The organism is Rhizobium lusitanum (genome assembly GCF_014189535.1).
GTDB classification, from domain to species: Bacteria; Pseudomonadota; Alphaproteobacteria; order Rhizobiales; family Rhizobiaceae; genus Rhizobium; species Rhizobium lusitanum_C.
This window is the reverse complement of the sequence record NZ_CP050308.1, coordinates 3,774,961-3,790,006: the sequence shown is the minus strand read 5'-3', so window position 1 is coordinate 3,790,006 and position 15,046 is coordinate 3,774,961. Positions and strand designations below refer to the sequence as shown.

13 protein-coding genes are annotated in these 15,046 nt (G+C 60.1%); 9 read left to right on the top strand and 4 right to left on the bottom strand.

The features are described from left to right. Nucleotides 1-181 precede the first annotated feature (181 nt). The 4 genes from HB780_RS32075 to HB780_RS32060 are packed head-to-tail and all read left to right on the top strand — an operon-like array spanning nucleotide 182 to nucleotide 2,511. Nucleotides 182-958: an arginyltransferase gene (locus tag HB780_RS32075; protein WP_183692458.1), complete on the top strand. Its 777-nt coding sequence runs from the start codon at nucleotides 182-184 to the stop codon at nucleotides 956-958. Beyond that, nucleotides 959-1,840, top strand: coding sequence for a DMT family transporter (locus HB780_RS32070; RefSeq protein ID WP_183692456.1), 882 nt, complete (start codon nucleotides 959-961; stop codon nucleotides 1,838-1,840). It abuts the gene before it with no gap. A 60-nt stretch (nucleotides 1,841-1,900) separates the two neighbouring features. After that, nucleotides 1,901-2,122, top strand: coding sequence for an AbrB/MazE/SpoVT family DNA-binding domain-containing protein (locus tag HB780_RS32065; RefSeq protein ID WP_007691500.1), 222 nt, complete (start codon nucleotides 1,901-1,903; stop codon nucleotides 2,120-2,122). After that, complete coding sequence (locus tag HB780_RS32060) at nucleotides 2,119-2,511, top strand: type II toxin-antitoxin system death-on-curing family toxin (RefSeq protein ID WP_183692454.1); 393 nt, start codon at nucleotides 2,119-2,121, stop codon at nucleotides 2,509-2,511. Before HB780_RS32065 ends, HB780_RS32060 begins: the two co-directional genes overlap by 4 nt. A gap of 104 nt (nucleotides 2,512-2,615) precedes the next feature. Here the strand turns inward: HB780_RS32060 and parC are convergent, their stop codons facing one another. After that, a complete protein-coding gene (gene parC, locus HB780_RS32055; protein WP_183692452.1) occupies nucleotides 2,616-4,874 on the bottom strand; it encodes a DNA topoisomerase IV subunit A in 2,259 nt (752 codons plus the stop codon). Between the two features lie 228 nt (nucleotides 4,875-5,102). Between parC and HB780_RS32050 the strand changes: the two genes are divergently transcribed. Beyond that, nucleotides 5,103-6,290 (top strand): hypothetical protein, encoded by a 1,188-nt coding sequence (locus HB780_RS32050; protein ID WP_183692450.1) that lies wholly within the window; start codon nucleotides 5,103-5,105, stop codon nucleotides 6,288-6,290. A 63-nt stretch (nucleotides 6,291-6,353) separates the two neighbouring features. On the opposite strand, the gene HB780_RS32045 is transcribed toward HB780_RS32050, so the two are convergent. Then, nucleotides 6,354-7,016: a TetR/AcrR family transcriptional regulator gene (locus HB780_RS32045; RefSeq protein ID WP_183692448.1), complete on the bottom strand. Its 663-nt coding sequence runs from the start codon at nucleotides 7,014-7,016 to the stop codon at nucleotides 6,354-6,356. 66 nt (nucleotides 7,017-7,082) lie between these two features. On the opposite strand from HB780_RS32045, the gene HB780_RS32040 reads away from it, so the two are divergent. Then, nucleotides 7,083-8,231: a serine hydrolase domain-containing protein gene (locus HB780_RS32040; protein ID WP_183692446.1), complete on the top strand. Its 1,149-nt coding sequence runs from the start codon at nucleotides 7,083-7,085 to the stop codon at nucleotides 8,229-8,231. A 74-nt stretch (nucleotides 8,232-8,305) separates the two neighbouring features. Here HB780_RS32040 and aspS read toward each other — a convergent pair whose 3' ends face one another. Further along, nucleotides 8,306-10,096 carry an aspartate--tRNA ligase gene (gene aspS, locus HB780_RS32035; protein WP_183692444.1) on the bottom strand — a complete coding sequence of 597 codons (1,791 nt, stop codon included), beginning with the start codon at nucleotides 10,094-10,096 and terminating at the stop codon, nucleotides 8,306-8,308. Between the two features lie 396 nt (nucleotides 10,097-10,492). Beyond that, the gene (locus tag HB780_RS33545) at nucleotides 10,493-11,014 is read right to left on the bottom strand and encodes an endonuclease domain-containing protein (RefSeq protein ID WP_435693904.1); all 522 of its coding nucleotides are present in this window, start codon (nucleotides 11,012-11,014) and stop codon (nucleotides 10,493-10,495) included. A 24-nt stretch (nucleotides 11,015-11,038) separates the two neighbouring features. Here HB780_RS33545 and HB780_RS32025 point away from each other — a divergent pair, with 24 nt between their 5' ends. The 3 genes from HB780_RS32025 (at nucleotide 11,039) to HB780_RS32015 (ending at nucleotide 14,952) form a co-directional block, all read left to right on the top strand. Further along, complete coding sequence (locus HB780_RS32025) at nucleotides 11,039-12,430, top strand: multicopper oxidase family protein (protein ID WP_183692442.1); 1,392 nt, start codon at nucleotides 11,039-11,041, stop codon at nucleotides 12,428-12,430. Nucleotides 12,431-12,561: 131 nt separating this feature from the next. Continuing rightward, nucleotides 12,562-13,707, top strand: a complete 1,146-nt coding sequence (gene rnd, locus HB780_RS32020; RefSeq protein ID WP_183692440.1) for a ribonuclease D — start codon at nucleotides 12,562-12,564, stop codon at nucleotides 13,705-13,707. Between the two features lie 192 nt (nucleotides 13,708-13,899). Next, the gene (locus tag HB780_RS32015) at nucleotides 13,900-14,952 is read left to right on the top strand and encodes an adenylate/guanylate cyclase domain-containing protein (RefSeq protein WP_183692438.1); all 1,053 of its coding nucleotides are present in this window, start codon (nucleotides 13,900-13,902) and stop codon (nucleotides 14,950-14,952) included. Nucleotides 14,953-15,046: the final 94 nt, after the last annotated feature.

Here is a 15,046-nt window from a genome sequence, read left to right as displayed (position 1 = left end):
TTCACACTCAAATCTCCTTGCGGCCCGGTTACCCGGGCCGTTTATTGTGCATCGAAGGGCATTTTGCATCAAAACAGGGCAGGAAACTGTGACCTCACATGAAGGACATGGTTGACGTTTTCCAAACTTGGGCCATGCTTGTGCGATGTCGAATGCCGGATGAAAGGTCAACCAGCGGCAGATGAATACGCAGTCGACGCCATCTCCGCAGTTTTATCTGACGGCACCGGCAGCCTGCCCGTACCTGCCGCGTGAGATGGAGCGCAAGGTCTTCACCCATCTCGTCGGCCCACGCGCGGCGGAGATGAACGATATTCTGACCCAGGGCGGCTTCCGCCGTTCGCAGAACATCGCCTACCGTCCTGCCTGCGAAGCCTGCCGCGCCTGCATCTCCGTCCGCATTCTCGCCCAGGAATTCGAGCCCACCCGCTCGATGAAACGCGTGCAGTCGACAAACAGCGACATCATCGCCACCGAATTTCCGGCCCAGCCGTCCAGCGAGCAATATTCCCTCTTCCGCCGTTATCTCGATTATCGCCATCAACAGGGCGGCATGTCCGACATGACCGTACTCGACTATGCGATCATGGTCGAGGACACCCACGTCAACACCCGCATCATCGAATATCGCCGGCGCGAGGAAGGCTCGGGACTGGAGCAAAGGCCGAAAGGCGAGCTGCTGGCAGCAGCCCTCACCGACGTGATGAGCGACGGGCTATCGATGGTCTATTCCTATTTCAATCCCGATCAACAGGATCGCTCGCTCGGGACCTTCATGATCCTCGATCATATCAGGCGGACCAAGGCGCTCGGCCTGCCGCACGTCTATCTCGGCTATTGGGTCAAGGGCTCGCGCAAGATGGACTACAAGACGCGGTTCCAGCCGCAGGAGCATCTGACGGCCCGCGGCTGGGAGCGCTTCGATCCCGCGGATACCGGCGAAGATCACCCCCGCTGAATGGTCTCCCATCTCTCCGATCACAGGAAGGGCCTGCTGCTGAGCGCTATCGGGGGCCTCGCGCTGTCGGTGGATATTCCGTTGATCCGACTTTCGAGCGGCGACGCCTGGTCGGTGCTGTCGGCGCGTAGTGTTGCGACCGTCATCGTGTCGCTTCTCGCGCTTGTCGTCATCCGCCGCCTCACCGGCTCCCTGCGTAGCGTCCTGCCGGGCTGGGCCGGACTTCCCGTCGCCCTGCTCTACGGCCTGACGACGATCGCCTTTGTGCTTGCCGTCTATTACACCACGGCGGCCAATGTCGTCTTCATCATCGCCCTCAACCCGATGTTCGCCGCGCTCCTCTCCTGGATCTTCCTCAAGGAGCGCCCCGCCCTTTCCACGATTGTCACCATGATCGCCATGATCTTCGGCGTCGGGCTGATCGTGCGGGATGGCATGGAGAGCGGCCATGTCCTCGGCGACGCACTCGCGATTTTCGCGTCTTTCGCCATCGCCTGCGCCATTACCATCGGCCGCGCCTCCCGTCGGGACATGGGCTTTGCCTCGCTGCTCTCCGCCGTTATCCCAGCCGCGGTCGGCCTCTATCACATCATTCCCTCAGGCCTCAGCATCGATCATCCCGGCTGGATCCTGCTCGATGGCGGGATTCTGATGCCGCTGGCCTTCTGGTGCCTCGCGACCGGTACACGCTTCCTCTCGGCGCCGGAAGTGGCGATGTTCTATCTGCTGGAAACGATCCTCGCGCCGATCTGGGTCTGGCTGATCTTCGCCGAAGCGCCAAGCAACATGACGCTGGCGGGCGGACTGGTGTTGGTCGTGGCGCTAGCGGCGCATTCGCTGTGGCAGGCGCGGGTGAAGGCAAGAGCGGTGGCGGCGGGGTGAGGCGTTGCGCCGGCGGTTTCCTAGTGTTATAACTTTGTTATTACACTAGGAGTATCGGGCATGAACATCGTCATCCGCAAGATCGGCAATTCCGAAGGCGTGATCATTCCGAAGGAAGTTCTTCAAAGACTCGGCTTGAAAAGCGGTGATGCTCTGGAAATACGTGAAGTGAATGGCACCATCGAGCTGGTTCCAGAGCGCGCTGACCTTGCTGAACAATTGCGGGCGGCAAGGCTCGGGATGCAAAAATATCGCGCCGCGCTGCGCGAGCTCGCAAAATGAGCGGATACAAGTGGCTGACGCGCGAAGCCATCGAGATCATGCATCACGAACAGCTTGCGGAGCATGGCGGATTAGCGGGCCTCAAAGATGAAAACGCGCTGGAAGCTGCTATCGCACGTCCACTAAACAAAGCTGCATATGGCGAAAATGATCTATTCGCTCTTGCGGCGGCCTATCTGTATGGCCTCGTTCGGAACCATCCTTTTTCAGATGAAGATAAAAGAACGGGCTATCTGGCGGCCTTTACGTTTCTCTACATCAACGGCTATCTGATCGACACGGACGATGGAATGATTATCGCCTTCGTATTGGGCGTCGCAGCTGGAGAAATCGATGAGGCAGGCGCGACCCACTTTCTCAGAGATTTCTCCGTTCCGCTAAGCGACTAACGATTACCCCTGCCGCACACACCCGGCCCGCTTAGCTTGGGCTCAGGGCATTCGTCGCTTGAAACGCCCCAACGGGGCGTTTCATCAACTACGCCGACCATTCCTCACCCCGAAAACCTGCCGGTTCTGGGGAAGCCCTTCGGCACGGCGCGGCCTGCGGCAGAACGATCGCCCAGCCATTCGGCCAGCTCGTCCTTCGTCTTGGTGAACGTGCGGCCGGCGCTGTCTTCCCAGGTCAGTCCGTCAGCGATAGCGAAGCACTTGATATCCGAGACACCGCCGTCCTTGTAGCGCTGCAAACGGACGCCCTTGCCGCGCGACATTTCCGGAATCTGCGTCAACGGGAAAACCACCAGCTTGCGGTTCTCGCCGACGACGGCAACATGATCGCCAGACACGGGCACGAGTAGTTTCGTCTCGTCCGGCGTCGTCAGGTTCATGATCTGCTTGCCCTTGCGGGTATTGGCGACCAATTCCGTTTCCAGCACGATAAAGCCGTTGCCGGCAGTGGAAGCCACGAGTTGCTTGCGCTGCGGATCGTGGACGAAGGCGGTCAACACATCCTGGTCGTTCTCCATGTCGACCATGATGCGCAGGGGCTCGCCGTGACCGCGCCCGCCGGGCAGCTTGTCGCCGCCGAGCGTATAGGCCTTGCCGCCGGTGGTGATGATCAGGATCTTGTCGGTCGTCTGCGCCGGGAAGGCCACCTTCAGCGCGTCGCCCTCCTTGAAGGTGAGCGTCGAGGTCTCGGAGATGTGGCCCTTCAGGGCACGAATCCAGCCTTTTTCCGAAACGACGACAGTGATCGGTTCCTTCTCGATCATCGCCTGCTGGAGCGCCGCGTCATCGGCCTCTGGCGCTTCGGCGAATTGCGTGCGGCGGCGGCCGATCTCGGTCGCCTTGGCAAACTTCTTCTTCACCTCGCCGATTTCCCAGGCGACCGTCTGCCACTGCTTTTCGTCGGAGGCGAGCAATACCTCGATCTCGGCCTTTTCCTTGCTGAGGCCATCGAATTCCTTGCGGATTTCGAATTCCTCGAGCCTGCGCAAAGAACGCAGCCGCATGTTGAGGATCGCTTCGACCTGATTGTCCGTGAGCCCGAACCGCTCCATCATCACAGGCTTCGGCTCATCCTCCTCGCGGATGATGGCGATGACCTCGTCGATGTTGAGGTAGGCGATCAGGAAGCCGCCGAGAATTTCCAGCCGTTTCTCGATGGCCGCGAGCCGGAAGCGCGAACGGCGCTGCAGGACTTCACGGCGATGGTCGAGCCACTCCTTCAGCACCTCGTTCAGCGCCATGACCTTCGGGATGCGGCCCATGGAGAGGACGTTCATGTTGAGCGGGAAGCGGCTTTCCAGCTCCGACAGCTTGAACATCGACTCCATCAGGATCGTCGCATCGACGGTGCGACTCTTCGGGATCAGGACGACGCGGATGTCCTCGGCGGATTCATCGCGAATGTCCTCGAGCAGCGGCAGCCTGCGCGCCAGAAGCAGCTCGGCGATCTTCTCGATCAGCCGCGACTTCTGCACCTGGAACGGAATTTCCGTGACGACGATCTGGTAGCCACCACGACCGAGATCCTCGATTTCCCATTTGGCGCGGACGCGAAATCCTCCGCGGCCTGTCTTGTAGGCCTCGATGATGCTCTGGCGATCGTCGATGATGATGCCGCCGGTCGGGAAGTCCGGACCGGGAATATAGAGCTGCACCAGCGTCTCAACGGTGGCCTCGCGATCCTTGATCAGATGCAGTGCGGCATCGCAGAGTTCGTGGGCGTTATGCGACGGGATGGAGGTCGCCATGCCCACAGCGATGCCGGAGGAGCCGTTGGCGAGCAGGTTCGGGAAGGCGCCCGGCAGAACGACCGGTTCGGAATTCGACTCGTCGTAGGTATCGCGGAAGTCCACGACATCCTGATCGATGCCTTCGAGCAGCAGCTCGGAGACTGCCGTCATCTTGGATTCGGTGTAGCGCATCGCGGCCGGGCTATCGCCGTCGATATTGCCGAAATTGCCCTGGCCGTTGACCAGCGTGTAACGCTGCGAGAAATCCTGCGCCAGGCGGGCCAGCGCATCGTAGATCGACTGGTCGCCGTGCGGGTGATAGTTACCCATCACTTCGCCGACGATCTTGGCGCATTTGCGGAAGGCCGAGTTAGGACGCAGGCCCATCTCGCTCATTGCGTAAACAATGCGGCGATGAACCGGCTTCAGGCCGTCGCGAACATCCGGAAGTGCGCGGTGCATGATCGTCGACAAAGCATAGGCCAGATAGCGCTCTTCGAGCGCGGCCTTCAGGTCAACCGGAACGATGCTGTCGTCGTCGCCGCCACTAGGCGGTAGAAGATTTTTTCCCATGGCCCTTGACTAGCGGAGATGCCGATTCCCGGCAAGAAATCAGTGGAAAGCACTTGTGGATGACGCCTCAGTTCAAGCACAATCTGGCGTAAAGTTGGATACAACTCCCGCGCGGCTGTTTGCCGGCGCCATTGTCATTGGAATTTCAGCCAAAGGTGAATATATATCGCCGCGGTACACGCAGAATCTGTACGCCCGCCGACAACAGCTCAATGAGGAAACGCTACCATGACTTTCTATCGGACAACACGGCTGATGCTGTCCAGCGCCGTCATCCTGTCTTTCGCCAGCTCCGCCTTTGCGCTCGACGGTAACGACCTGCTGAAAAAGATCAATGACGCCTATTCCCAGCAAGGCGGTTCGATCGCTGCTGAGAGTGTCGATGTCAGCGGCACGACGGTGACGTTGAAAGGCGCAAGCTTCAAGGCAGCCGGCACGCCCGACGGCGCGAAGCTAGGCGACATCACCTTCTCCGGCGTCGCAGAAGCAGGCGGTGGCTACACGATCGATCAGGTGGCCTTTCCCAACGTGGACTTGAACAAGGATGGCGTGGCCATCACCGCCGCCGACCTCACGCTGAACGGTGTCGAAATCCCGGCCGACACGACAAAGGGCGACCTCGACTCCCTGCTCTTCTACAAGAGCGCGCATGCAGGTGCGATCTCCGCCACCAAGGACGGCACACAGGTCTTCGCGATCTCCAACGCCGACGCCACGATGACCAAGCGCGCCGACAATTCCGGCCTCGATTTCGATGTCAAGGTCAATGGCATCACGGCCGACCTGAGCAAGGTCGATGACCCGCAGAGCAAGCTGGCCATCGAGCAGCTGAACCTGAAGCAGTTGAACGGCACCATCGCCATGAAGGGCGGCTGGGAGCTTGCTCCCGGCAAGATCGACATCACCGAATACTCCTTCGACTTCAAGGATATCGGCAAGCTGAACATTGCGCTCAGCCTTTCCGGCTACACGCCTGCCTTCGCCAAGTCGCTGCAGGAAGCGCTCAAGACCGTCCGTTCCAACCCGAACCAGCAGGACGCGCAGCAATCCGCCGGCCTCGCTATGCTCGGCCTTCTGCAGCAGTTGACCTTCAACAGCGCCCAGATCCGCTTCGACGACTCTTCGATCACCGCGCGCGCGCTGGAATTCGCCGGCAAGCAGCAGGGCGTTACCGGCAAGCAGCTGGCCGACACGCTGAAGGCGATGACGCCGATGATGATGGCGCAGCTCAATGTTCCGGAACTGCAGAACGCCGTCTCCACCGCCGTCAGCACCTATCTCGACAATCCGAAGAGCCTGACCATCAATGCATCCCCGGACAAGCCGGTGCCGCTGCCGATGATCATCGGCGCCGCCATGGGTGCTCCGCAGTCGATCCCGAACGTCATCGGCCTCAAGGTTTCGGCCAACGATTGATCGGACCTTCGATCCTGACAATAAAGAACCCGGCGATTTCGATTGCCGGGTTTTTTCATGGGTTCATTTCACCGCAACCGGCTCAAGCCGGTGCCGCATCAACTCGCTTCGGGCATGAGCGATGATCTCTAGTAATTCCTCCCTGGTCGCGCCATCTCGGGCCTGAACGGACATGCCCTGCACGATCGCCCCGAGAAAGCGGGCCAGGGACCGCGCATTCGCATCAGGCCGCATGTCGCCTTCCGCGATACCACGCTCGATCCGTGCCTTGAATATCTCCAGCGTCTGCAGGCGCATCGACGCGACATGATGGGCGATCGGCTCATTCTCTTCCGCACAGTTCAGCACGGCCGTCGATATCATGCAGCCCTTGGGATGTTCCGGCGCGGTGAATATTCCGGCTGCATTCCGGAGAAAGCGATCGAAAGCGGTGACGCTGTCCACCGCTTCCTGCAAAGGATTGCCTGGCTCGGGTCGCGGCATGCGCCGATATTGCTCCAGCGCTTCGCGGTAAAGATCGGCTTTCGAACTGAAGGCTGCATAAAGGCTCTGCGGCGTGATCCCCATGGCGGCGGTCAGATCCGCGATGGACGAGCCGTCATAGCCATGCTTCCAGAACGTATCGCGCGCTGCCGCTAGAACCGTCTCGCGATCGAAGGCCGGCGGACGGCCACGCTTGCGATGAGTGGATTTTTCAGTTTCTTCGCTATTTTTCACAGTGGTCACTCTAGAAATATCCCGCGATCTGGTTTATTCAGGAACGGTCATTGTGATTATAGAAGGTTTCTCCCCATGAGTCTTCCCCTTGAAAACGCTCTTACAGCAGGCATTGATGCTGCGATCGCTGCCGCCTTGGCGGATAAACGACTGGTCGGAGCGGTAGTTCTGATCTCCAGAAATGGCGAACAGATCTATCGCCGCGCCGCCGGCCTGGCGGATCGCGAGAATAAGGTGGCCATGCGGGAGGACGCGATCTTCCGCCTCGCCTCCGTCACCAAGCCGATCGTCGCCATCGCCACCATGCGGCTTGTCGAACAGGGCCGGATCGGCCTGGATGATCCGATCACCAAATGGCTGCCGGATTTCCGGCCACGCCTGCCAGATGGGAGCGAGGCGATCATTCGTATCCGACACCTGCTGACGCATACGTCCGGACTGGGCTACACATTCGCCGAGGAGGAAGGCGGCCCCTATCACCGCGCCGGCGTGTCCGATGGGCTCGGTGAACCGGGCCTCTCGCTTGCCGAAAATCTGAGGCGTCTCGCAAGCGCACCCTTGCGCTTTGCCCCCGGAGAAGGCTGGCAATACTCGCTGGCGATGGATGTGCTTGGCGGCATCCTGGAAAAGGAAACCGGCAAAAGTCTCGACAATGTCATAGCGGAGTTGGTGACAGGGCCGCTTGGTCTTGTCGATACCGCCTTTTCCGTGCGCGACCGGAGCCGCCTCGCCGCTCCCTATATGAACGGTTCGCCGGAACCACAGCGGATGGGAGACGAGGCCGTGGCGCCCATACTCGATGGCTTCATTCGATTTGTGCCGGACCGAATATTCGATCCGGCCTCCTACCACTCCGGCGGCGCCGGCATGGCCGGAACGGCGGACGATGTGCTCGCCATTCTCGAAACCGTTCGCAAGGGCGGCGCGTCGTTCTTGTCCGGCGAGACGGTCAAAACCATGATGGCGGATCAGGCGGGTGGGCATATGCAGCCGCTAATGCCGGGCGTCGGCTTTGGTTACGGCTGGTCCGTCGTCACTGACCCTACCGCTGCAAGTATTCCGTTCTCCGTCGGAACTGTGAAGTGGGGCGGCGTCTATGGCCATCACTGGTTCGTCGATCCGCAGAAAGGCCTGACCGTGGTGGCACTCACCAACACTGCACTCGAAGGCATGTGGGGACAATTCACCGTCGACCTCGATAATGCGGTCTACGCAGGGCTCTAAGGCTCTTCCGAGACCAATAAAAAACCCGGCGATTTCGATCGCCGGGTTTTTTATGTTCAAAGCTCGCGAGAGCCTCAGTCCTTCTTGGCCGGCGGAATCGGGCGGATCGCCAGTTCGCGCAGCTGCGTTGGCGTCGCCACCGAAGGAGCGCCCATCAAGAGGTCCTGAGCCTGCTGGTTCATCGGGAACAGCGAGATCTCGCGCAGGTTCTTGGCGCCGACCAGCAGCATGATGATGCGATCGATACCAAAGGCAGCGCCGCCATGCGGAGGCGCGCCGTACTGGAAGGCACGGTAGAGGCCGCCGAAGCGCTCCTCGACATCCGCCTGGCTCAGACCGACCTTCTCGAAGGCGGCGACCATGGTTTCCGGCGACTGATTACGGATCGAGCCCGAGGCGATTTCGAAGCCGTTGCAGACGGCGTCATACTGGTACGCCTTGATCGTCAGCGGATCCTGGTTCTGCAGCGCCTCAAGGCCACCCTGCGGCATCGAGAACGGGTTGTGAGCGAAGTCGACCTTCTTCTCTTCCTCGCTCCATTCGAAGAACGGGAAGTCGACGATCCAGCAAAGCTCGAAACGGTCGCGATCGATCAGGTTCAGCTCGTCGCCGGCGCGGTTACGCGCTTCACCGGCAAACTTGTAGAACTTGGCCGGATCGCCGGCCACGAAGAAGCAGGCATCGCCATCGCCAAGACCGAGCTGGGTACGGATCGCGTCGGTACGCTCCTCGCCGATATTCTTGGCAAGCGGGCCGGCGCCCTCAAGCTTTTCGCCTTCCTTGCGCCAGAAGATGTAGCCGAGACCCGGCTGGCCCTGGCTCTGCGCCCAGGCGTTCATGCGATCGCAGAATGCGCGCGAACCGCCGGTCTTGGCCGGGATCGCCCAGACTTCGACCTTCGGGTTGGACGCGATCATGTTCGCGAAGACCTTGAAGCCGGAGCCGGCGAAATGGTCGGTGACGGCTTCCATGACGATCGGGTTGCGCAGGTCCGGCTTGTCCGAGCCATACTTGCGGATCGCGACGTCATAGGGAATGCGCGGCCATTCCTTGGTGACGGGCTTGCCCTCGGCAAACTCCTCGAAGATGCTGGTCATCAGCGGTGCCATCGTGTTCCAGATATCTTCCTGGGTCACGAAGCTCATCTCGAGGTCGAGCTGGTAGAATTCGCCCGGCAGACGGTCGGCACGCGGGTCTTCATCGCGGAAGCACGGCGCGATCTGGAAGTAGCGGTCGAAACCGGCAACCATCAACAGCTGCTTGTACTGCTGCGGCGCCTGCGGCAGCGCATAGAAGGTGCCGGGATGAATACGGCTCGGCACGAGAAAGTCGCGCGCGCCTTCCGGCGATGAGGCTGTCAGAATCGGCGTCGTATATTCGGTGAAGCCCACTTCGCCCATGTGGCGGCGCATCGAGGAAATGACCTGCGTGCGCTTTACGATGTTCTTGTGCAGCGTGTCGCGGCGCAGATCGAGGAAGCGGTACTTCAGGCGTACCTCTTCCGGATAGTCCGGCTCGCCGAAGATCGGCAGCGGCAGCTCCTTGGCGGCGGAGAGGACTTCGATCTCCTGCGCATAAAGCTCGATCTCGCCGGTCGGCATGGTCTTGTTGACTGTGTCTTCCGTGCGGGCCTTCACCAGGCCGTCGATGCGGATGACCCATTCGCCGCGCACGGTCTCGGCCAGCTTGAAAGCGGGCGAGTCCGGATCGGCGACGACCTGGGTGATGCCATAGTGATCGCGCAGGTCGATGAAGAGCACGCCGCCATGATCTCGGACGCGATGAACCCAGCCGGAAATGCGGACGGTCGAACCGACGTCGGACTTGCGCAGGGCGGCGCATGTGTGGCTGCGATAACGATGCATAATGTATATCCTGGACTTGGCGGTCGGCGGCGAATGCGGACAAAAACCCCTCGCCTGCCGACGAGAAAATCGGGCGGAAAAGCGCATGGTGCGCCTGATTTGTCAAGGCTCGAAGCACTGGTCTATCTCGCCCCTGGCGGGCGAGAAAGCAATTTCTTACATTTAGCCGCGAGGCTAAGTGTTAGAAATTGCAAGAGAGGGGGTAGGCAGGGACGCAATAAGTTTGCAGTTTACCGAGGCAAGAACGTGACCCCCGCTCTTGCAATTTCAATGGCTTAGAAATTGCGCCAAGCCTTGAACGTGTTGAGCGTACAGTAGCGCAATTCCTAAACCAGTGAAATTGCTTTCTCGCCCGCCAAGGGCGAGATAGGTTCCGAGCCTGCCTCACTCTTCTGTTCATTCTCCGATGCTTTTCAACTCTGCCAGGATTGTCAAACAGATCCCTTCAAGATTTTCGATGACCTCATGGTTCCAGACTCGCAGCACGCGAAAACCCTGATTTGAGAAATACGCGTCTCGCTTCCTATCTATTGCGCTTTCCGCGTGTTGTGCGCCGTCAACCTCGATGATCAGCCGCGCTTCAAAACATACGAAATCCAAAATGTAACCATCGACAGGAACCTGTCGTTTGAACTTGAACCCTTCGAGCTGACTGCGCCGGAGAGCTTGCCAAAGCATATTCTCAGCCTTGGTGGCATCACTGCGCATTGCTCTGGCAAATTGTCGATGTCGATCAGGAACGTCGCGATGCAAGAGTTCTCTCGCTTCAGTCATTATCTCTCCGCCAGAAAGCAAAAAACCAGATAGATTTCCATCGCCGCGAGCATCACGCACCGCCACCGCCAGTAGCCGATGCGACGGTTTGGCTACCTCAGTGCTATTGCTGAAGACTACGCTCAACTTTAAACAGACAAGCATAGTCCCGCATCCCCGGAGCCCCGAATGCCGATCCTGACCCGCCGCAATCTTCTGAAAGCCTCTGCCGTGGCCGGTGCCTATGGTGTGGGGCTTGGCATCGCCGGCAAGTTCAGCGGCAAGGCGATGGCGGCGGAACCGCAGGTATTGAAGACCGTGAAGACCCAGGCCAGCTTGGCGGATAGCGGCGTGACCAGGGATGTGCTGACCTATGGCGACGCGGGCCAGCCACCGGTCGTGCGCATGAGGAAGGGAGAGCCCTTCGCCGCGCGGCTTATCAACGGCATTGACGACCCCACGACGATCCACTGGCATGGCATCCGGCTGCCCAACAAGATGGATGGCGTGCCATTCCTGACGCAGCCCTATGTCTATACCGGCGACCACTTCGACTATGCCTTCACGCCCCCGGATGCCGGCACCTTCTGGTATCATCCGCATTGCAACACGCTGATCCAGATGGGCCACGGCATGACCGGCGTCATCGTCGTGGAAAATCCCAGAGATCCCGTGTTCGACTCAGAGGTCGTGTTGAACCTGCGCGACTGGCGACTCGGCGGCGACGGGCAGTTTATTGCCCAATTCCGCCCCCGCGATGCCGCCAAATCCGGCACCTATGGGACGGTGCGAACCGCCAACTGGCAGCAGCAACCGCAATATGATGCGCCCTCCGGCGGACTGGTGCGCCTGCGCCTCGCCATCACCGACGTCACGCGCATCTATTCCTTGCGGATGGACGGGGCTCAGGCGACGGTAATCGCCATTGACGGCAATCCGGTGCCTCAGCGTTTTCCTCTGGATCTATTGCAGCTTGGCCCCGGCCAGCGGCTGGAACTGGCCGTGCGGATGCCGGACGAGGAAGGTGCGATCGTCAAGCTGGAGGATATCAGGGGCACCGATCCGAAGGTATTGGCGACGCTGCGTTCGGTCGGCAGCTCACTGAAGCGCGACGTTCGCGATCTGGCGCCTCTGGAGGATAATCCCGTCGCAAAGGCTGATATCGGTGCCGCGCAGCACATCCCACTCATCCTCAGCGCCACGGCTGAAGATACCGCCACCGACAGCATTTGCGGTTCGCTCGGTTACAGTTTCTGGGCAATCAACAAGGTGCCATGGCCGGGCGATACGCCCGATCCGACCGCGCCTCTCGCCGAACTGAAGCTTGGCAAGAGCTATGTCCTCGACATGGAAAACGTGACGCCGCATGCCCATCCGATCCATCTGCACGGGATGAGCTTCACCGTGCTCTCCTCCTCGACACGACAGGTGCAGCCCTTCGTATCCGACACCTACCTGATCCAGCCGGACGAAAAGGTGCAACTCGGCTTCGTCGCCGACAATCCGGGCGACTGGCTGCTTCATTGTCATATCATCGAGCATCAGAAGACGGGCATGACCAGTTATATGCGCGTGGCCTAGAGCTGTGGCCTTTTCGTTGATTTTTCCTAAAAGCGGAATGCTGTGAGATACTTCGTCTCTCGACGTATTGACTTATCCGGCCGAAAGGAGAAGGAAGATTAACAAACTATTTTACCGATGAATGTGTTGATATGATCGAAACTACCGCCCAGTTAGAGGCGGCCTGCCAAGAGCTGGCCAAGTCAGAATTCATTACCATCGACACCGAATTCCTGCGCGAGACGACCTTCTGGCCGGAACTCTGCCTGATTCAGATGTCGAGCCCGACGACCGAAGTGATCGTCGATCCGCTGGCGAAGGGACTCGACCTGAAACCCTTCTTCGAGCTGATGGCAAATTCCGCCGTCATGAAGGTGTTCCACGCTGCCCGCCAGGACATCGAAATCATCTTCAATCGCGGCAATCTCATTCCGCATCCGATCTTCGACACGCAAGTGGCGGCCATGGTCTGCGGTTTCGGCGATTCGGTCTCCTACGACCAGCTGGTCAACCGCATCAAGAATATCCAGATCGACAAGTCCTCGCGCTTCACCGACTGGAGCCGTCGTCCGCTGTCGGAAAAGCAACTCGACTATGCGCTCGCCGACGTCACCCATCTGCGCGATGTCTATCTTTCGCTGAAGGAGCAGCTCGAGCGCGAAGGCCGAGCCTCCTGGCTGCTCGAGGAAATGGCGATCCTCGAAGCGCGCGAAACCTACGACCTGCATCCCGATGATGCCTGGCAGCGGCTGAAGATGCGGCTGCGCAAGCCGCAGGAACTGGCCGTGCTGAAATATGTCGCCGCCTGGCGCGAACGCGAGGCACGCGCCCGCAACGTGCCGCGCGCCCGCGTGCTGAAGGACGACGCCATCTACGAAATCGCCCAGCAGCAGCCGAAGGATACCGAAGCGCTCGCCCGTCTGCGCACCATCCCCAAGGGCTGGGAGCGCTCGGCCTCGGGTGCTGCCGTTCTGGAAGCGATCAATCAGGCCCTGGAGTTACCCAAAGCCGACATGCCGCATGCGCCGCGTCACCAACAGGCTCCGGAGGGCACTGCCGCCGCCGCCGAACTGCTGAAGGTTCTACTGAAGCTCACCGCCGAAAAGCATGGCGTCGCGCCGAAGGTCATCGCCAATAGCGAAGATCTGGACAAGATCGCGGCCGAAGGCGAGAAGGCCGACGTCGCCGCCCTCACCGGCTGGCGACGCGATCTCTTCGGCGAGACGGCCCTGCAGCTCATTCAAGGCCAGGTCGCTTTGCGCTTTGTCGGTAAACGGGTCGAGACAGTCGCCCTGTAGTCGCCGAACGCCCCTTTCCGGCCGCTCGTTGACTATGTTGGGTTCGGAAATAGAGATGCCGGCCGCAACCACGAATACGCCGTAAATCTCTTGGACTGAACGCTTGGCGTCATCATATGTTTGATGACGCATAGTCTTTGCCGAAACGCTCCGCTTTTGGCAGTATGCGTCATCTCTTAGTGGGCCGACCGAATGGGAACATTCCCTTCACTGCGTAACTGGATCCTGACGGCGCTCTTCCTCATCGGAAGCGGCGTTGCCTACGGCAGGATGTTTTTCCCGGAATCGCCAATGTATATCGGCGCAATCTACGCGCTGTTCACCGGCATGCCGCTGCTGGCCTTCGAGCGCCGCATGATTCTCCCGCGCCTGAACCAGTGGATGCATCGTCTGCCCACGCCGGCCTTCATCGCCTCCGCGCTCATCGCCGATTTCGCCCTGATCGCCACCGGCTTTGCGATCGCGGGCAGCTTGATGAAATCCTTGGGGCTGATGACGGGCGCCTGGGCCGACGTCACGTTGCTGCAGATCGAAGTCTATCTCTACGCCGTGGCGGTGACCGCCATCGTCATCTTCGTCGGACGCGTCCGGGAATTGCTCGGTCGCGACGTCTTCCTCAGCCTGTTGACCGGCCGCTATCGCAACCCGGTGCAGGAAGAGCGGGTGTTCCTGTTCATCGACCTTGTCGGCTCGACGGCGTTTGCCGAAGAGCATGGCGACCTCAAGGCGCAGGAGTTCCTCGGCTCGCTGTTCAGCGCCTTTGCAGAGCCGGTGCGGCGGCACAAGGGTGCCATCGACGACTATATCGGCGACGCCGCCATCATCACCTGGCCGCTTGAGCGCGGCGTGAAGAATGCCAACTGTGTGCGCTGCGTTTTCGATATCCTTGCCGACATCGAGGCAAACGCGGAGAAATGGCTGAAATCCTACGGCCGGGTGCCTCGTCTCAGGGCCGCCTTGCACGGTGGGAACATCGTCACCGCCGAAATCGGTGTCGATCACCACAAGATCGCTTATTTCGGCGATACGGTGAACACCACCGCAAGGCTGGAATCCTTTTGTAAAACACTGGAACGCCAGGTGCTGATCTCAGCCGATCTCGCAAGGCGGCTCGAGCTTCCCGATGGGATCATCAAGGAAGATCTCGGCGACCATGCCGTTCGCGGCCGCGACCACACGCTTGGTGTCATTGCCCTGCATATGCAGAGCCGCGCCGTGCCGCGGGCCATAAGCGGTGCGCAATAGGTGCGCCTCCATCAGGCGCCGCATCCCACAGCCTATGAGTTGTGCACAGTCACCAAAGCTTCACCCAAGCGTTAATTAGCCGATACAGCTCGCC